The following is an 18,851-nucleotide window of genomic DNA, read 5'->3' as shown; positions in this document are numbered from 1 at the left end:
ATCAGGTAGTACTTCTCGCCCACCTTGGTCACCGTCGCCCCCTCGAGATAGGGCTCGGGCGCGTACTTGCGCTGCGTGAAGGTCGGCAGATCCGTCGGCGTGACGAGGTTCTCCATATCCGGAGTCATCTCCGAGTAGAGGTCGTTGTGCAGCACCAGATAGGTCTTGTCGCCGTCATCGAAGAGCCCGCCGTCGATGTGGTAGTACTGCGGGTTCGCCGCGCGCACGGGCTCACCCAGCGGATGATCGATGTTCGCCTCGATGTTGCGATAGGGCCCTTCGGGTCCGCCTTCGCTGGCCAGGATGAACGACCCCGTGAGGGTGCTCTGGTCTCCCATGCAGGCGACGAGGTACCAGGTCCCGTCGATGTAGTGCAGCTCGGGAGCCCACGCGTTACCCGCCTTCGTGGCCGGATCGTCGGGATTCTTGTAGGCCTGCCAGTCGGTCACGACGGTGCGCCCCGGGGTGTTCTCCCCGATGAACTCCGGCGACCAGACTTTGCCCTTGGGCTGATCGGGACGGAGGCCCGTCGTGTCCACGAGGTCCCACGGTCCCTCCAGCGATCGCGCGATCCACACGTAGATGCCGTCGTTCCACGGGGCCGCCTTGTCGAGCCCTTCGGCCCGCGTCGTGCCCGTCGCGACGTAGAGGGTCTCGCCCTCGACCTCGAAGGTGTTGACGTAGGTGTCGCGCATCCACACCCGACCGAGCTCCTCGTCCTGCGGACGCAGTTCGAGATCCAGGAGCATCGAGTTGTCGTCGCGGGGCATCAATTCGCTGCGCCCGTCCGCCGCGCCGTACGACATCGGGATCGGCCAGCTGGCCGGGAATGCGCGCGCATCCCCTCCCATGGCGTAGGTGCGCACGTAGTCGAACTCCGCCGTCGCTCCCGCGGCGTTCATCGACACCAGGCCGATACGCAGGTCACCCCGTGTGGCCATCGACCACACGCCACCCCACTGCCAGTTCTCACCATCGGTGCTGGAGGCCATCCTTACGTCCCACTCGCCGTTGTCGGCGTCGAGCTGCGCGTACAGCCGCAGCCATGTCGTCTCGGCGGGCGCCGCCCCGAACATCGGACCGTTCGCGACCGCGGTGGGCGGTGTCGTCGTGGGTCGCTCCATCTCCTTTCCGAACTCCGTCTTGTGCAAGAACTCCCCCTTGCGATTGAGGGGCAGCACCGAGTGCATGAGCTTGAGGTATCGGTCATCGGTCTCGTAGAGCACGATGCCCGCCTGCTGCGCCGCGCGGGTCGCATCGAAGGTGAGCTTCGTCTCGACGATGAAGTCCTCCCTCGGAGCGTCGCGCAGCAGCACCGGGGCGGTGTTGTTCGCGAGATGCAGTTCCGATCCCTGGGTGGGCCACACGAGCGACCCGTCCGTGACAGCGGGTGCCGACGCGGGGCGGCGCACCCAGCTCCACGCGTCGTCGCCCGCCTCGGGCGCTCCCTGCACGTCGAACTCGTCCGAGTAGTCCTCGAGGAGCCCGCCCGGCTGCGGATCGGCGACCCGCTCGGTCACCGGTTGGTGCAGGGCGGCGACGCTGATGTTGTCGGCGTCGGCGGCAGAACCCACGGCGACCGCACCCACGGTGCCGTGCGACGTCACCTGCTTCGGCACGTCGAGAGAGACCTCGGCCAGCGCATCGCGCAGGTTGTCTGCCGACACTTCGGCGTGAAGCCGGTCGCCGCGCCACTCGATGACGACGGTGTGCCAGGTCTCGTACGAGAATCCGGCGGGCAGCGGTGCCGATCCCTCCGTCACACGGCTGCCGTGCACCGCCTCGAGCCGCAGCTCTCCGGCGGCGCGATCAATCCACGCCGTCACGCCGTTGACCCCCCGTTCGCCGGCCACGAGCCCGACGGCTCCGGAGTCGCCCGCGGCGAGACGCAGGTCGGCCTGCACGCGCTGGTCGCCGCGGACCTGGGTCGTGCTCGAGAGCGAGGTGGATGCTGTCTTGCCGGGCTTGCCCGGACCTCCGGGCCTGGTGCCCGTCGCTTCGGCGAGGCGCGCGTGGGCGCCGGCGTCCACGTCATCCGCCAGCTCGACCTGACCCGAGCGTTTCCAGCCGTCCAGCCCGTCGGCGAACGACGTGCCGACCTGACCCGAGGTCACCGGGGCGGGCTCCGCACCGTTCGAGGGACCGGCGCCGGCGCGGACGACGGGCCAACCGTCGATCCAATCGAGCCTGTCGATCATGAGCGGGCGCTTGGAGAGCGTGAGCCGGCCGTTGCGGGTGTCGACCGGTGCGAAGTCCGGGTCGTCGGTGGGGATCGCGTGGTAGACGAGCCAGTCCTGTCCCGACAGGTCGGTCTGGATCGCGTTGTGGCCGGGACCGGCGAATCCGTTGCCGTTCGAGGTGAGCACGAAGCCGGCCTTCGACGAGAGCGCCATGAGATCGATGCCCTCGTCGTCGACGAAGGGTCCGGTCGGGCTGTCGCCGCGCCCGACCTTGACCGTGTAGCCACTGAAGGCTCCGTCGCAGCATCCCGCGTCGGAGTACATCAGGTAGTAGTAGCCGTCGCGGCGCACCACGAAGCCGCCCTCCATACGCCTGCCCTGGGCGATCTGGGTGACCTCGCCCTCGAGCGCGGTGGCGTCGGCATTCATCTTCGACACGCAGATGACGTCATAACTACCCCAGTAGAAGTAGTGGGTGCCGTCGGTGTCGGTGAACATCGCCTGATCGATGTTTCCCGTGGGGCACCCCGCGACGGGAGCGCCGCCCACGAGCAGACCGCGATCGGTCCACGGCCCGACGGGCGTCTGCGCCGTCAGCAGTGCCACGCCTCCGTTGGAGAGGGAGTAGGTGAGGTGGTAGAGGCCGTCGATGTACCGGATGTCGGGTGCCCACGGGCGCGTGTTCGCTGCCCAGTACCCCGGTAGGGCGGCGTCGGCGGGGTAGACATCGCCCGCGTAGTCCCACGACACCATGTCGTCGGAGCGGAGGACGGGCAGGATGTGCTCGCCGGTCTCACCCTGGGACTGGAAGATCGGGTTCGTCGTCCCGTACGCGTACCACGACCCGTCTTTGCCGCGGATCACGGCCGGGTCGGGAAATGTGTCGACCGTGCCCGCGCTGACGGGGTTGGTGTAGGTCGAGCCGGCGCTCGCCGGGGGCTCGGGTGGCGCCGGTGTCGCAGGCGGTGGGGCGGCCGCCGCGGGCAGGCTCGAACCGATCAGCAATGCCGCCGCCAATGCGGCGATCATCGGGGGACGAACGGATCTCCATCGCATCGAAGTGCGTCTCCTTCTCCATCGAAGCGTCGCGCGCACGCACGACGACGACACATGCGGGGCATGCGTCGCGAACAGCGACGAGCGCCCGATGCGCCCGTCCTGCATCGACGCTTCCGATCATCCGAGAGTGGCCGGCGCGTCGTTCGTTCCATCAAAGGGAGAAGGGATTTTTCCGTCAAGAGTCCGACGGAAAGGAGTTTTTGTCGCGAGTCGACCGTGATCACTCGGACGGCATGAGGGCCAGATCCTCGAGCTCGTGCTCGGTGAGCATCCGCGAGCGGATGAGGAACCGCATCCCGGTCGGCCCTTCGACACTGAAGCCCGCACCGCGACCCGGTACGACGTCGATGGTCAGGTGCGTGTACTTCCAGTACTCGAACTGCGACATCGACATGTACACCTCGATCGGATCGTCCACGCCGGCGTCGATCGTGCCGAGCAGCACGTCCGAGGGTCCCGTGACGAACATGCCGACGGGGTAGCACATGGGGGCACTGCCGTCGCAGCACCCACCCGACTGGTGGAACATCAGCGGCCCGTGCTGGGCGGTCAACTCCCGAAGCAGGGATGCTGCCGCCGCGGTCACCGCGACGCGTTCGGTCATGGAGGTCCTCCTTCGTGGGTTCGGGGCGGGTGCCCGGGGGAAAGAGGCACCCGCCCCGGGGCGTCGGTTCAGAAGAAGCCCATGGGCCCTTCGGCGTACGACACGAGCAGGTTCTTGGTCTGCTGGTAGTGATCGAGCATCTTGAGGTGGTTCTCCCGTCCGATGCCCGACTGCTTGTACCCGCCGAACGCCGCGTGCGCCGGGTACTGGTGGTACGTGTTCGTCCACACGCGCCCGGCCTCGAGGCCGCGTCCGGCGCGATATGCGGTGTCGCCGTTGCGACTCCAGACGCCCGCGCCGAGGCCGTACAGGGTGTCGTTGGCGATCGACATGGCGTCGTCGAATCCGTCGAAGGAGGTGACCGAGACCACCGGCCCGAAGATCTCCTCCTGGAAGATGCGCATGTCGTTCGTTCCCTCGAACACGGTGGGGGCCACGTAATACCCCTCGGCCAGATCGCCGCCGAGGTCCACCCGCTCGCCGCCGGTCAGTAGCTTCGCGCCGCCCTCCGTGCCGATCTGGATGTACGAGAGGATCTTCTCGAGCTGGTCGTTCGATGCCTGGGCACCGATCATCGTCGCGGGGTCGAGCGGATTGCCCTGCACGATCTTGCCGACCCGCTCGAGCGCGTCGCCGAGGAATCCGTCGTAGATGGAGCGCTGGATGAGCGCCCGCGACGGACACGTGCAGACCTCGCCCTGGTTGAGCGCGAAGAACGTGAAACCCTCGAGCGCCTTGTCGTAATAGTCGTCCTTGGCCCGTGCGACATCCTCGAAGAAGACGTTCGCGCTCTTGCCGCCGAGCTCGAGGGTCACGGGGATGAGGTTCTGCGACGCGTACTGCATGATCAGGCGACCGGTGGTCGTCTCGCCCGTGAAGGCGACCTTGCGGATGCGCTTGTGCTGCGCGAGAGGCGCGCCCGCCTCGATCCCGAACCCGTTGACGATGTTCACGACACCCGCCGGCAGCAGGTCGCCGATGATGTCGAAGAGGAACAGCAGGGATGCCGGGGTCTGCTCGGCAGGCTTCAGCACGACGCAGTTCCCGGCGGCGAGGGCGGGGGCGAGCTTCCACGTCGCCATGAGGATGGGGAAGTTCCACGGGATGATCTGACCGACCACACCGAGCGGCTCGTGGAAGTGGTAGGCCACGGTGTCCTCGTCGAGCTGGCTGAGCGAGCCCTCCTGCGCCCGCAGCACGCCGGCGAAGTAGCGGAAGTGATCGACCGCGAGGGGGATGTCGGCGGCCAGTGTCTCGCGGATCGGCTTGCCGTTCTCCCAGGTCTCGGCGACGGCGATCTTCTCGAGGTTCGCCTCGATGCGGTCGGCGATCTTGTTGAGAATGTTGGCGCGCTCGGCAGGACTCGTCTTGCCCCATGACGCGAACGCCTTCCAGGCGACATCCACCGCTCGATCGATGTCTTCGGCGGTGCCGCGCCCCACTTCGCAGAACGGCTTGCCGGTGACCGGGGAGATGTTCTCGAAGTACTCGCCCTTGACGGGGTCGACGAACTCCCCACCGATGTAGTGGCCGTAGCGGGAGCGGTACTCGGCGAGCGCCCCGCGCTGGCCGGGGGCGGCGTAGACGCTCGAGACGCCCTCTTCGACGATGGTCATGTCTGTCTCCTTCGACGTGTCATGAGTGCCCGGCGTGCCCGCCGGGACGTGTGCGTCGACGCTAGGCCGCGCGACGTTGCATCGGGTTGCGAGGCCGTGCCCCGGCATCCACCGCTGTCGGTATCACGCCGCTGACGCGGCCCGGCTCACCCCTCGAGGCGAGTGAGCCGGGCGACCAGTCCGGCACGTCGCGGAGAGCGCTGCGGCAGCAGACTCAGGCACAGTCGCAGCACCTCGACGTCTTCAGCGGCATCCTCGGTGTCGGCGTATCCGAGCAGCACCTCGGCGCTCGCCTCGGCCATAAGAGCCTCGCGCAGCGCGAGACGCGCGCCCTCGCGCACCTCTTCGACACCCGGTGCCACCGAGTCCGGCAGCACGGCGCCGCGATAGGCGGCGAGCGCCACACGGTGGGCCCCGCGATCCAGCAACGACAGCACGTGCTGCGCGTCGGTCTCGAGCTCGGCGGCGAGGCGATACGGGCGGGATGCCGGCACGAGGTGCGGTGCGGTGCGCTCCAGGACCTTACGCAGCCGCACCATCTCGGCGCGCAGCGTCTCGGGGGCGGCATCCGGTCCGTAGACCAGCTCGGCGAGGGTCTCGGCGGAAAGACCCTGGCGATGGGTCGCCAGCACGAGCAGGATCTCGGCATGCCGGGCAGTGAGCTCGATGACGGTGTCGCCGCCCTCGGTCGCAACCTCGAGCAGCGCCCGATCACGTCCCAGCACGCGCAACATCGATCGCATCGCTCGAGTTGACGGCCGCGACCGCGCGCGGGCGGGGGACGGCCGCTCCGCACGCGCCCGCAGCCGTGCGACGAGCAGCTCGCCCTCCACCGCCCGGGCCGTGGCATCCACGAGCAGCTGTGCCTGCGGGGTCACGGCGCTCGCGCCGCCCGTCACATCGATGACGCCGACGATGCGCCGGGTCTCGGGGTCGTGCACGGGGGCGGCGGTACAGCTCCAGGGCTGGACCAGCCGGTTGTAGTGCTCCGCGCCGCGGATCTGCACGGAGCGATCCAGGGTGAGCGCGGTGCCGGGTGCCGCCGTCCCGACGGCCGCCTCCGACCAGTTGGCGCCGGCGACGAATCCCATCTCTCCCGTGAGTGCGCGCACGTGGCGGTCGCCCTCGACCCAGAGCAGCCGTCCGGCCGCGTCGCCGACGGCGACGGCCACACCGGCGTCGGCGACGTCGCCCGGAAGCAGCAGCGCGCGGATCATCTCGAGCACCCCGGCGAGCGGGTGCGTTCGCCGGTACTCCTCGAGGTCGGCCGCGGACAGGTCGAGCGGAGGGGGCACCTCGGCTCCGACGAGCACCGCGAGCGATCGTCGCCAGGACTCGCGCACAAGGGGGCGCACGTCGAGGAGTCGCGGATCGGCGGGATTGCCCTGCACGAACTCGTCGTGGGCGCGCTCGATGAGCATGCGTGAGGTCTCGGGCGAGACATCCCGGCGGGGTGACCAGGGCGACGTCATGGGGCTCCGATCGTCATCGGTGGAGCGCGTGCGCGTGTGCGACCAGTGTAGGTCGCCGTCGGAGCGTGGGGTCCCTCGCGGGATTTTGCACGGGCGCAACCCCCGCGTCCGGTGGAAGGATCGAGGAGGCTGGAGATACCGCTACCGAAGGAGAGAACGCCATGAAGGCTGTGCAGTACCGCGAGATCGGCAAGGGCCCCGAAGTCGTCGAGATCGAGACCCCCGAACCCGGACCGGGCCAGATCCGACTCAAAGTGACCGCTGCCGGCCTCTGCCACTCCGACTGGTTCGTCATGGATCTTCCTGCCGACCAGTACAGCTACGGTCTGCCTCTCACTCTCGGTCACGAGGGTGCCGGCATCGTCGACAAGCTCGGTGACGGCGTCGAGGGCGTCGAACTCGGCGGGTCGTACGCGATCTACGGACCGTGGGGATGCGGTCAGTGCCACGCCTGTTCTCAGGGTCGCGAGAACTATTGCCCGCACGCCGCGGAGCTCGGCATCACCCCGCCCGGACTCGGAACGCCGGGCGCGATGGCCGAATACGTCATCGTCGACGATGCGCGCCATCTCGTGCCGCTCGGTGACCTCGATCCGGTCGAGACGGTCTCGCTGACGGATGCCGGACTCACCCCGTACCACGCGATCCGCTCCGCCCAGCACAAGCTGTATCCGGGTGCCACCGCGGTGGTCATCGGCGCGGGCGGACTCGGACACGTCGGCATCCAGATCCTGCGCGCGATCTCCGCGGTGACGGTCATCGCGGTCGATCTGAATGAGGAGAAGCTGGCGCTCGCGAAAGAGGTCGGCGCGCACCACACGCTCATCTCGGGGCCCGACACCGCCGACGAGATCAAGAAGCTCACGGGTGGCCTCGGCGCCGAGACGGTCTTCGACTTCGTGGGCGCGCAGCCGACGATCGACACCGCGAAGGCCGCTGTCGCGATCGACGGGGTCGTGCACATCGTCGGCATCGGCGGCGGCACGATGCAGGCCGGCTTCTTCGCGACACCCATGGGTGCAGCTGTGCGCGCGCCGTACTGGGGCAGCCGCAGCGAGTTGCGCGAGGTGCTCGATCTCGCGCGCTCGGGTGGCGTCGATGTGCACGTCGAGCGCTACGGCATCGATGACGCCGTCGAGGCCTACGCGAAGCTGCACAAGGGCACCGTCCGGGGTCGCGCGGTCGTCGTGCCCTGATCCGCGCCGGTCGCTGCCGCCCCTGCCGTTGGGGCGTCGGAATCACGTTGGGGCGTGCTGCTCCGCGCCCCAACGCAGCCCCGACGCCCCAACGCCGAGATCGGGGACACCCGGCGCGGGACACGCCCCCGGCGCGCGACACCGAGCATGCAGGATGCTGCGCCGCATCCCCCGCGCGAAGGCTCAGCCCTGCTCGGCCCACCAGTCGCGCAGGCGGCGCTCGGCCTCGGCCTCATCGAGCACACCCTCGTCGAGCCGCAGATCGAGCAGGAATCGATAGGCACGGCCCACGTCGGGACCGGGACGAAGACCCAGCACCTCCTGAATGCGGTTGCCATCCAGCGCCGGTCGCATCGCGTCGAGCTGCTCCTGCTCGGCGAGGTCGGCGATGCGGCGCTCGATGTCGTCGTAGGCCGCGCGCAGCCGCGCGGCCTTGCGGGCGTTGCGCGTGGTGACATCGGCGCGGGTGAGGATGTGCAGGCGCTCGAGCTGGGCTCCGGCATCCCGCACGTACCGACGCACGGCCGAATCGGTCCACGCTCCCTCGGCATAGCCGAAGAAGCGCAGGTGCTGGTCGATCAGCTGCGTCACGGCCCCGATCGTGTCGGTGTCGAAGCGCAGAGCCTGCAGCCGTTTGCGCGCGAGCCGGGCCCCCACGGCGTCGTGGTGGTGGAAGGTCACGCCCCCGCGCGGTTCGAGCTTGCGGGTCGCGGGCTTGCCGATGTCGTGCAGCAGCGCCGCGAGCCGCAGTGCGACGTCGGGCGCCTCGCCCGGGCGCCGTTCGCGCTCGAGCGCGATCGCCTGACGCAGCACCGTGAGCGAGTGCTCGTAGACGTCCTTGTGGTGGTGGTGTTCGTCGACCTCGAGCCGCAGCGACGGCACTTCGGGAAGGAACTGCTCGGCCAACCCCGTGTCGACGAGAAGCCGCAGCCCCGGATCGGGATCATCGCACTGCAGCAGCCGCACGAGCTCACCCTGGATGCGCTCGGGGCTGACGATCGACAGACTCTCGCGCAGTGCGCCCATGGCCTCGGCGACCGAGGCGTCGACGCTGAAGCCGAGCTGCGCGGCGAAACGCGCCGCCCGCAGCATGCGCAGCGGGTCGTCGCCGAAACTGACCGCGGGCTCGGTCGGTGTGCGGAGCACCCCAGCGAGAAGGTCTTCGACGCCGCCCGTGGGATCGATCAGCTGGGGACCGGGCACGCGCAGAGCCATCGCGTTGACCGTGAAGTCGCGTCGCACGAGGTCGCCCTCGAGGGTGTCGCCGAACTTCACGAGCGGCTTGCGCGTCTCGCCGTCGTACGCATCGGCGCGGTATGTCGTGATCTCGACCTGCTCGCCGCGCACCCGCGCGCCGATCGTTCCGAACGCGCGACCGACGTCCCACTGTGCCGTGCTCAGGGGGGTGACGATGCGCAGGATGTCGTCGGGCAACGCGTTCGTCGTGAAGTCGAGATCGTTGGTGACGCGGCCGAGCAGGGCATCGCGCACGGGTCCGCCGACGACGGCCAGCTCGAATCCCGCGTCGGCGAAGGCGTCCGCCAGCTTCGCGACGATGGGGGACGCCGCCAGCTCACCGAGACGGCCGAGGCCCTCGGCCATGCTCACCATGCCCCCAGCCTACCGACGAGCACTCACCCGCCCGCGCCCTCGGCGTCGGCGAGCTCCAGCATCCCGTCGTCGATCAGGCCGCGCACCCTCGGCAGCAGATCGGCGCGCAGCATCCCCGCCTCGACCTCGAGCAGGTCGGCGACCGCGTCGATCAGCGCGCCCAGCGGCAGGTCGCCGTCGCATGCGCCGACCACTCCCGCGAGCGCCGGATCGACCGAGAGCGTGCGCCCGAATCCGCCGCCCTGACGCAGCTCGATGACACTCGGGTCGGGTGCCCCCGGCACCAGATGGCGGGCCTCGGTGACGTCGGGCGAGACCCGCAGGGTGGATGCCGCCAGCTCGGCGTCGTCGAGCACGACCTGTCGGTCGTGCGCCTCGAGACACGCGGCGAGATGCGCGCCCAGCGAACCCTCGGACACCGCGGTCGCGACACGTTCGTAACGGGCGAGCGCCGGCATCCCGGGCCTGCGCCGCCGGAGCAGCACGTAGCCGAAGCCCACCTCACGCACGCCGCGGTGGGCGAAGTCATCGAGCCACGCGCCGAGCAGCTCGTCGTAGGCGTCCGAGCCTGCGACGGTGCCGCCGTCGCGGATCCAGAGCTCGGCGTAGGCGATCGGATCGAGGCGCTCGCGTTCGATGACCCACGCGTCGAGCGGGACGCCGCTCGCCTGCACCCACGCCCGCACGCGCTCGAGTCCGTCGCCATGGGACCCGTCGCGGTACTCCCAGTTGCCGAGCAGCTGCGCCGTGCCGCCTTCGACGAGGTGCGCACCCGCACCGCGCACGAAGGCCTCGACGAGCGCGTCTCCGACCAGCCCCCCGTCGCGGTACTCGTACGCGGGCACGCCCTCCCGCCGCGGTGTGATGACGAACGGCGGGTTCGACACGATGCGATCGAACACCTCGCCGGCGACGGGCGCGAACAGGCTCCCGGCGCGCGTGTCGATTCCTGAGATCCCGTTGATCAGCGCGTTCATCCGGGTGAAGCGCAGCGCACCCTCCGAGATGTCGGTCGCGACGACCAGGTCGGCGACCCGGCGAGCGCGCAGGGCCTGGATGCCGCATCCCGTCCCCACATCGAGCACCCGTGCCGCGGGGGTCGGCAGCTGGAGTCCCGCGAGGGTCATCGACGCGCCGCCGACGCCGAGCACATGATCCTCCGGCAGCGGCCCACGCAGGACGCTCTCGTCGAGGTCGCTGGCCACCCACCACTCGCCCGCGCCCTGATCGTCGACATAGGCCTGCGGACGCACCGATGCCAGCGGGTGCACGAGCCCGTCGTCGCCCTGCGCCGTGAGTCCCAGGGCGTGCAGCCCTGCGACTCGGGTGCGGGGCAGGGCTGCGTCGACGTCGTCTCGGGAAACGGGCTCACCGAGGCAGAACAGGCGCGCGAGCGTCGCGGCGGGCGCCTGCGATCCGGCGAGCGCGCGGCGTGCGGGAAGGGTACGGCCGCGGCCCCATGCCTCGTCGGCGGCGACGCCCCACAGTCCCCGTAGGCGCGCGGCGGTGTACGAAGCTTCGGCGAGGTCGGCGGCGAGCGCTGCGCAGAGCGTCGGGTCGGGCACGGGGATCACCCCCTCATTCAACCCCGCGAGGCGTGAGCGCGCAGGACCGAGCCGCGCCGTGCCGCACTCCCGGGTCGTTCAGAGGTTGCGCCGTAGACTCGAGCGCAGCGTGCGGTGCCCATCGCGCGACCCCTCACCCCCGGACCCACCGTGACGCAACCCCGCATAGGTTCCGGCGTGCGGCACGATCCCTCGCGCTCGGCCGTTGCGCCGCCCACCGCGCCGACCCTGCGTGCGCTCGCGCGGCGGGTGTTCGTCGCGATGCTGGCGGCCATCCTGCTGATGCTCGCCCTGCCGGCCGGGTCGGCGGCCGCAGTCGCACCCCCGCTGCAGGCGACGCCGTCCCCGAGCCCCGAAACCGCCGATCCCACTCTCACCCTCGTGCCCCTCTCCCGCGGCATCGTGCAGCAGGGACAGCCGCTCGCCGCATCGATCGTCGTCGACAATCCGAGCGATGAGACCCTGCCCGAGGCGTCGGCGACCGTCGAACTCGCCGACGCGCCGGTCGCCTCGACCGAGGCCCTCGATGTCTGGCTGACCTCGGGCGTCCTCGAGGGCGGCACCCAGGTGATCGATCGCCCGGTGCTGCCCGCCGTCGAGGCCGGAGACAGTGCCGCCGCCGCGGTGTCGCTCGCAGCCGACTCGCCCCTCTGGCAGGGTCGCGCGCCAGGCGTCTATCCGTTGCGCGCGACCTATCCCGGCGGCCTGGTCTCGCGAAGCGTCATCGTGCTGCAGGATCCGGCCGCCACACCCGCTGCGGCCTCCATCGGGGTGATCGTCCCGATCACGATCGACCCGCGCTCGCAGGGGCTCCTCACCGCCGACGAGCTCACCGAGCTGACCTCCACCGAAGGCCGACTGACCGCCCTGGTCGACGGGGTCAGCGGCACCTCCGCCATCCTCGCGGTCGACCCCGCGATCCTCGCCTCGATCCGCGCGCTGGGCACCTCGGCCCCCGCGAGCGCACGGGAGTGGATGCTGCGCCTCGACGCCCTGCCCAACCCGCGCTTCGCCCTGCAGTTCGGCGACGCCGACCTGTCCGTGCAGGCCGACGCGGGCCTGACCGAACCGCTCGAACCGACCAGCCTCGACTATGCGGTCGACGCCGACGACTTCGCCGCCGACGACCCCGATCAGGACGAAGGCTCCGGCCTGCCGGACGTGTCGCCCAGCCCGACCCCGTCGCCGACGGCGTCCCCCGGCGAGCAGAACCCGGTCGAGCTGCCCGATTTCGACGAGCTGACGACGGTGAGCGGGGCGCAGGCGTCGGTCGGCTGGCCCGCGGAGGGAGAGGCTTCAGCAGAGACGGTCGCGACCATCGCGGCATGGATGTCGTCGCAGGAGGGGGCGGCAGCATCCGCCACTCTGCTCTCGTCGGGTGCCGTCGAGCGTGCGTCCGTGCAGGCGGCCGGGCAGACGGCCGACGGAGCCCGCACCCTGGTCTACGAGCAGCCGGCTTCGGCGGCGCTGCGTGACGCGGTGCAGACCGGCGACGTTCCGCGCGCCGCGCCCCTGGCCGCCCTGACCGCTCACCTGGCGCTGCTGACCGCCGACGCGACCGGTCCCGTGCTGCTGACCACGGGCCGCCTCGACAGTCTCAGCGGCACGTCACTGCAGGGCGCGCTCGCCGCGGTCGCGGGATCCCCCGGTGTCGCCCCCGCCTCGCTCGACGACCTGCTGCAGGCCGGTCCGGCCGACGTGACCCCCACCGGCACGCCGAACGCCGAGGGCGTCGCGGCCCTGCAGAACCTGCTGTCGACCGAACAGCGCCTCGACGAGTTCTCGATCATCATCGACGACCCCGCGCTGATGACGGCGCCCGAGCACACGGCGATCCTGCAGCTCATCGGCGCCGCGTGGCCGGGCGACCCCGAGTCGTGGCGGCAGGCGCTCTCCGCGCACGGGGAGCAGTCCGAGGCGACCCTGACCGCCGTGTCCATCCCGCAGCCCAGCACGATCCAGCTGATCACCCCCGAGGCGCCCCTGCGCTTCTACGTGCAGAACGATCTGCCGTGGGCGGTCACCGTCGACCTGCAGGCCGTTCCCGACAATCTGCGGCTCGAGGTCGAGCGCACCACCTCGGTGCGGTCGCAGCCGGGGGTCAACACCACCGTGCAGGTGCCCGTCCGCGCTCGCGTCGGCAGCGGCGAGGTGCTGATCGAGCTGCGGCTCGAGAGTGCGTCGGGGCAGCAGATCGGACCGACCAGGTACGCCGAGGTGCAGGTGCGCGCCGACTGGGAGGGCATCGGCGTGGTCGTGCTCAGCACGCTCGTCGTGCTGCTGCTCGGTGCGGGCCTCGTGCGCACGGTGCTGCGTCGCCGCCGCGCCCGGCGCACGGCACGCAACGACTCGGGACCGGCGCAGGAGAGCGCATCCGAGCCGGCGAACGACGACCCGCATGCTGGAGACCCGCCCCGTGGCTAGCCTCGGCCGCGCGAGCGCGATCCTCGGCGCGGGCACCCTCGTCTCACGGATCACCGGCCTCGTGCGCTCGGTCGTGCTCGTGGCCGCCCTCGGATCGGTGGGGTCCGGTGTCGCGGACGCCTTCGCGATCGCGAACCAGCTGCCCAACAACATCTATGCGATCATCTCGACCGGCATCCTGACGGGCGTGATCGTGCCCCAGATCGTCCGCGCCGCGAAGCACGCCGACGGCGGCGGCGCCTTCATCTCCAAGCTGCTGACGCTCGGCACCGTCGTGCTCGTCGTCGTCACCGGAGGGGCGACCCTCGCCGCCCCCCTCCTCGTGCAGCTGTTCGCGACCTTCCGAGGCGACCAGCTCGCCCTCGCGATCGCCTTCGCCTACTGGTGCATCCCGCAGCTGTTCTTCTACGGTCTGTACGCCCTCGTCGGCGAGACACTCAACGCGCGGCGCGTCTTCGGTCCGTACACATGGGCGCCGATCGTCAACAACGTCGTCTCGATCGCCGGATTCGGCGCCTTCATCGCGCTGTTCGGCCCGCACCAGACCGCGGTCGAGATCTGGACCCCCGCGATGATCACCCTCATGGGCGGCACCGCCACACTCGGCATCGCCGCACAGGCACTCCTGCTGCTGTTCTTCTGGCGACGTGCCGGCGTCCGCGTTCGACCGGACTTCGCCTGGCGCGGCATGGGCCTGCGGCACATGGGACGGCTCGCCTGGTGGACGTTCCTCATGGTCGTCGTCGGCCAGATCGCCGGCCTCGTGCAGACCCGCATCGTGACCGAGGCCTCCGAGGCGGGGGCATCGATCGCGGCAATGAACTACGCCTGGTTCATCTTCATCCTCCCCTACTCCGTCATCGCCGTCTCGATCGGCACCCCCTACTTCACCCAGCTCAGCGAGCACGCGGCCGCGGGGCGCGACGACGACGTGCGCGCCGACCTCGGGGCCAGCGTCACGAGCCTGAGCTTCTTCATGGTGGGCGCGCTCGCGGCGCTGGCTGCAGCATCCCTGCCCGTCTCGCGCATCTTCACCGAGTCGGCGGCCGATGCGGTGCCCTTCGCCCAGGTGCTCGGCGCGTACCTCGTCGGGTTGATCCCGCTGTCGATCCTGTACATCGTGCAGCGCACGTTCTACGCCTACAACGACACGATCAGGCCTTTCCTGTTCACGCTCGTGCAGGCCGTGCTGGTCATCGCCACCGCGCTGATCGCGGGCGCGATCCTTCCTCTCGAACGCCTGGCGGCGGGCATCGCGCTCGGGCAGTCCCTCGCGGGTGTCGTGCAGCTCGCCGTGGCGGTGTGGCTGCTGCGACGGCGCCTCGGGCGCCTCGGCATGGCCGGATCGCTGCGCGCGCTCGTGCGGTTCGGCATCGCGGCGATACCCGCCGCCCTCGCCGGGTGGGGCGTCTTCGTCTGGGCGGGCGGCCTGCAGGGGTGGATGCTGGAGTCCCTGTGGACGGGCGTCGCCGGCACCGCGGTGATCGGGTCCGTCTCCCTGCTGGTCTACGTCGGCGCGCTCGCGCTGCTGCGCGCACCGGAGCTCGCCGTGCTGGGCTCGGTGGTCCGTCGCCTTCGGCGGTAGTGGGGTCACCTGAACGGCGCGTGAACCTTTCTCGCAGATCGGAAGCAGCCGGGGCCGGGGAATGTGCGCGGGATACGATGTGTTCCACGCTCTGGATGCCACCGCTCCAGGACGACTGCAAGGGAGAGCACACGTGCGTCAGGTCATCATCATCGGCTCCGGGCCCGCCGGTTACACTGCGGCGATCTACGCGGCCCGCGCCAATCTCGAGCCGCTCGTCGTGGCGAGCTCGGTCGAGGCCGGCGGCGAGCTGATGAACACCACCGAGGTCGAGAACTTCCCCGGGTTCCCCGAGGGCATTCAAGGCCCCGAGCTCATGGAGAAGATGCAGAAGCAGGCCGAGCGTTTCGGCGCCGAAGTGCTCTACGACGACGTCGTCGAACTCGACGTCGAGGGCCCGGTCAAGCGCGTCGTGCTGGGCAGCGGCGCCACTCACGAGGCATCGTCGATCATCTTCGCCACGGGCTCCGCCTACCGCAAGCTCGGTCTCGAGGGCGAGGATCGCCTGTCCGGCCACGGTGTGTCGTGGTGCGCGACCTGCGACGGCTTCTTCTTCCGCGACCGCGTCATCGCGGTCGTCGGCGGTGGGGACTCGGCGATGGAGGAGGCGACGTTCCTGACCAAGTTCGCTTCGAAGGTCTACGTCATCCACCGCAAAGACACCCTGCGCGCGTCCAAGATCATGCAGGAGCGGGCATTCGCCAACGACAAGATCGAGTTCGTCTGGAACAGCGAGGTCGCTGACGTCCTCGGCGAGGCCGCGGTGTCGGGAGTCACCCTGCGCTCGACCGTCGACGGATCGACCCGCGACCTCGCGATCGACGGGCTGTTCGTCGCGATCGGCAACGACCCGCGCACCCACCTCGTGCACGACAAGCTCGAACTCACCCCCGAGGGCACGATCCGCGTCGACGGACGCTCCTCGCGCACGTCGGTTCCGGGCGTCTTTGCCGCGGGCGATGTCATCGACCCCACGTACCGCCAGGCTGCCACCGCGGCCGCAAGCGGCACGGTCGCGGCCCTCGACGCCGAGCACTACCTGGCCGCCCTCGCGCAGCTGACCGACGCCGGCGGAGGCCAGGCAGCTGCCTGAGCGGAACAACCCGACGCCTGCGGGCGTTGACGTCAGCGAAACCCCTAGACAAGGAGACACCATGACCGCCAAGGCCACCACCTCGAACTCGTGGGAGCAGGATGTGCTCCAGGCCGAGGGGCCCGTCCTCGTCGACTTCTGGGCTGAGTGGTGCGGCCCCTGCCGCATGGTCTCGCCCATCCTCGACGAGATCCAGTCCGAGCACCCCGACAAGATCACGATCCTGAAGCTCAACGTCGACGAGAATCCCGACCTGGCCATGAAGTACCAGATCACCTCGATCCCGGCCATGAAGGTCTTCCAGGGCGGCGAGGTCAAGCAGACGATCATCGGCGCCAAGCCGAAGTTCGCGCTCGAGCAGGATCTGGCCGCATTCATCGGCTGAGATCTCACATATTCGTCGATGAAGGCCCGACTCCGGCGTGGGGATCGGGCCTTCATCGTTCGTCGCTTCGGTGCGCGGGTCATCCCTCGCTGTAGGCGGACTCCCCGATCTCGGACAGGATGCGGTTCAGATCCTGAACGCTCGCGAAATCTATGATTACCTGGCCTTTTCGTGATGTCAGGGAAATCTTCACGCGTGTGTTGAAGCGGTCGCCCAGCCGCTCGGCGACGTCGTCGAGATGGCCTCGGCGCGCGCCGGCCTGCGGCTTCGGCAGGCGCCGGCCCCCCGCATCCCGCCCCTTCGCGACGGCCTCCGCCGCACGCACCGAAAGATCTTCGTTGACGATCTTGTCGGCCAGTCGCTGCATGGCGTCGCCGTCGTCGAGCGACAGGATCGCCCGCGCGTGCCCCGCCGAGAGCACACCGGCCGCCACCCGCTGCTGGACCGGCACGGGCAGCCGCAACAGGCGGATGGTGTTGCTGATCTGAGGACGTGAGCGGCCGATGCGACTGGCCAGCTCTTCTTGCGTGATTCCGAAGTCCGCAAGAAGCTGCTCGTAGGCCGACGCCTCTTCGAGCGGGTTGAGTTGGGAACGATGCAGGTTCTCGAGCAGGGCATCTCGCAGCAGATGCTCGTCCTGCGTGTCGCGGACGACAGCGGGGATGCTGTCGAGGCCAGCCTCGCGCGCGGCGCGCGTGCGCCGCTCTCCCATGATCAGTTCGTAGGTGCCGGTCTCCTCGCTGCGCGGGCGCACGACGACGGGCTGCAGCACGCCGAACTCGCGCACGCTGTGGACGAGTTCGGCGAGATCGTCGGGGTCGAAATTGGAGCGAGGCTGCCGGGGATTGGGAACGATGTCGTGCGGGTCGACGTGGACGAGTCGTGCGCCGGGCACCTCGACGAGGATCTCACCCCCGGGTGTGTCCGAATCGGAGTCGAGGGTGTCGTGCGAGTCCCGGGTGGCGGGCGCGGAGGCCGGACCATCGAGCACCGACCCGGTCTCCTCGGGCGTCGACGTCGGAGCGCCTTCATCCGACGACGCAATGACCGCAGTGCGCTTGCTTCCGGGGAAGAACACATCCACGGGCCGCAACTCGGCATCGCTCGTCGGGATCAGAGCTCCGATACCCCTGCCCAACCCGGTCCTCTTCGCGGCCATCAGCGTGCTCCTTCGTGGTTCACGGCGTCTCGCGGCGAATCGGCCGCTCCGCGCCGGGTGATTTCGACCGCGGCTTCGCGGTAGGCGACGGCTCCCGCAGACCCTCCGTCGTAGGCGACGACCGTCTGCCCGAAGCTCGGCGCCTCAGACACGCGGACCGAGCGTGGAATGACAGTCCGGAGAACCTGGTCTGCGAAGTGCTCGCGCACCTCGTCTGCGACCTGTTGCGCGAGTCGAGTGCGTCCGTCGTACATGGTCAAGAGAATCGTCGACACGTGCAGCGGCGGGTTGAGGTGCTTCTGGATCATGCGCACGCTTCCGAGAAGCTGACTGAGTCCCTCGAGGGCGTAGTACTCGCACTGGATCGGAATGAACACCTCATCGGCCGCGGTGAACGCGTTGATGGTCAGCAACCCGAGTGAGGGTGGGCAGTCGATGAGCACGAAGTGAACCGGCTCTTCGCTGGCCGCGAGGTAATCGTCGAGTGCTGTGCGCAGCCGATGCTCACGGGCGACCTGCGACACAAGCTCGATCTCGGCGCCCGCGAGGTGGATCGTGCTCGGCGCACACAGCAGATTCGGGGATTCCGGGCTCACCTGCACGATGTCACTCAGCGGAAATTCGTCGATGAGCACGTCGTACACACTCGGGATGTCGGCAGTGTGCGGCACGCCGAGCGCCGTCGACGCATTGCCCTGAGGATCCAGGTCAATGACGAGCACTCGTGCGCCGATGGCGGCCAGGGCGGCCGCGATGTTCACCGCAGTTGTGGTCTTCCCAACCCCACCTTTCTGGTTAGCGATTGCTATCGTAATCATGTTTGCATCACTCCAACGGCTTTGAACCGACCAATATGCCTGCCTGTTCGTCAGTAAGCGACTGTTCCACGTGAAACATGTGTT

General features: G+C 69.6%; 13 protein-coding genes. 5 read left to right on the top strand and 8 right to left on the bottom strand.

Annotated elements, in window-relative coordinates; all coding sequences use genetic code 11:
• The 4 genes from DI573_RS07955 to DI573_RS07940 form a co-directional block, all read right to left on the bottom strand.
• Positions 1 to 3,209: family 43 glycosylhydrolase (locus tag DI573_RS07955; protein ID WP_292812595.1), on the bottom strand; the 3,209-nt coding region annotated here is incomplete at its 3' end.
• A 250-nt stretch (positions 3,210 to 3,459) separates the two neighbouring features.
• Complete coding sequence (locus DI573_RS07950; RefSeq protein ID WP_292812593.1) at positions 3,460 to 3,843, bottom strand: DUF779 domain-containing protein; 384 nt, start codon at positions 3,841 to 3,843, stop codon at positions 3,460 to 3,462.
• Between the two features lie 68 nt (positions 3,844 to 3,911).
• A complete protein-coding gene (locus DI573_RS07945) occupies positions 3,912 to 5,459 on the bottom strand; it encodes an aldehyde dehydrogenase family protein (RefSeq protein ID WP_292812590.1) in 1,548 nt (515 codons plus the stop codon).
• A 146-nt stretch (positions 5,460 to 5,605) separates the two neighbouring features.
• Positions 5,606 to 6,931 carry a GAF domain-containing protein gene (locus tag DI573_RS07940; protein WP_292812587.1) on the bottom strand — a complete coding sequence of 442 codons (1,326 nt, stop codon included), beginning with the start codon at positions 6,929 to 6,931 and terminating at the stop codon, positions 5,606 to 5,608.
• A gap of 161 nt (positions 6,932 to 7,092) precedes the next feature.
• Here DI573_RS07940 and DI573_RS07935 point away from each other — a divergent pair, with 161 nt between their 5' ends.
• Positions 7,093 to 8,127, top strand: a complete 1,035-nt coding sequence (locus tag DI573_RS07935; RefSeq protein ID WP_292812585.1) for an NAD(P)-dependent alcohol dehydrogenase — start codon at positions 7,093 to 7,095, stop codon at positions 8,125 to 8,127.
• Between the two features lie 183 nt (positions 8,128 to 8,310).
• Here the strand turns inward: DI573_RS07935 and DI573_RS07930 are convergent, their stop codons facing one another.
• Positions 8,311 to 9,738 (bottom strand): CCA tRNA nucleotidyltransferase, encoded by a 1,428-nt coding sequence (locus DI573_RS07930; RefSeq protein WP_292812582.1) that lies wholly within the window; start codon positions 9,736 to 9,738, stop codon positions 8,311 to 8,313.
• A gap of 23 nt (positions 9,739 to 9,761) precedes the next feature.
• Positions 9,762 to 11,312, bottom strand: coding sequence for a methyltransferase (locus DI573_RS07925; RefSeq protein ID WP_292812580.1), 1,551 nt, complete (start codon positions 11,310 to 11,312; stop codon positions 9,762 to 9,764).
• A gap of 168 nt (positions 11,313 to 11,480) precedes the next feature.
• Between DI573_RS07925 and DI573_RS07920 the strand changes: the two genes are divergently transcribed.
• The 4 genes from DI573_RS07920 to trxA all read left to right on the top strand — a co-directional run bounded on the left by DI573_RS07920 (position 11,481) and on the right by trxA (position 16,790).
• Positions 11,481 to 13,727 carry a DUF6049 family protein gene (locus DI573_RS07920; protein WP_292812577.1) on the top strand — a complete coding sequence of 749 codons (2,247 nt, stop codon included), beginning with the start codon at positions 11,481 to 11,483 and terminating at the stop codon, positions 13,725 to 13,727.
• Positions 13,720 to 15,312, top strand: coding sequence for a murein biosynthesis integral membrane protein MurJ (murJ, locus tag DI573_RS07915; protein ID WP_292812575.1), 1,593 nt, complete (start codon positions 13,720 to 13,722; stop codon positions 15,310 to 15,312). The genes DI573_RS07920 and murJ overlap by 8 nt, the downstream gene beginning before the upstream one ends.
• Positions 15,313 to 15,445: 133 nt before the next feature.
• Positions 15,446 to 16,405, top strand: coding sequence for a thioredoxin-disulfide reductase (trxB, locus tag DI573_RS07910; protein ID WP_292812572.1), 960 nt, complete (start codon positions 15,446 to 15,448; stop codon positions 16,403 to 16,405).
• Positions 16,406 to 16,466: 61 nt separating this feature from the next.
• Complete coding sequence (gene trxA / locus DI573_RS07905; RefSeq protein ID WP_292812570.1) at positions 16,467 to 16,790, top strand: thioredoxin; 324 nt, start codon at positions 16,467 to 16,469, stop codon at positions 16,788 to 16,790.
• 79 nt (positions 16,791 to 16,869) lie between these two features.
• Here the strand turns inward: trxA and DI573_RS07900 are convergent, their stop codons facing one another.
• Both DI573_RS07900 and DI573_RS07895 read right to left on the bottom strand, forming a co-directional pair.
• On the bottom strand, positions 16,870 to 17,949 hold the full coding sequence (locus DI573_RS07900; RefSeq protein WP_292812568.1) for a ParB/RepB/Spo0J family partition protein: 1,080 nt from the start codon (positions 17,947 to 17,949) through the stop codon (positions 16,870 to 16,872).
• Positions 17,949 to 18,821, bottom strand: coding sequence for a ParA family protein (locus DI573_RS07895; RefSeq protein ID WP_292812597.1), 873 nt, complete (start codon positions 18,819 to 18,821; stop codon positions 17,949 to 17,951). Before DI573_RS07895 ends, DI573_RS07900 begins: the two co-directional genes overlap by 1 nt.
• Positions 18,822 to 18,851: the final 30 nt, after the last annotated feature.

It is taken from the genome of Microbacterium sp., from assembly GCF_003248605.1.
Classification (GTDB): domain Bacteria; phylum Actinomycetota; class Actinomycetes; order Actinomycetales; family Microbacteriaceae; genus Microbacterium.
This window is presented reverse-complemented; position numbering and strand designations above follow the sequence as displayed.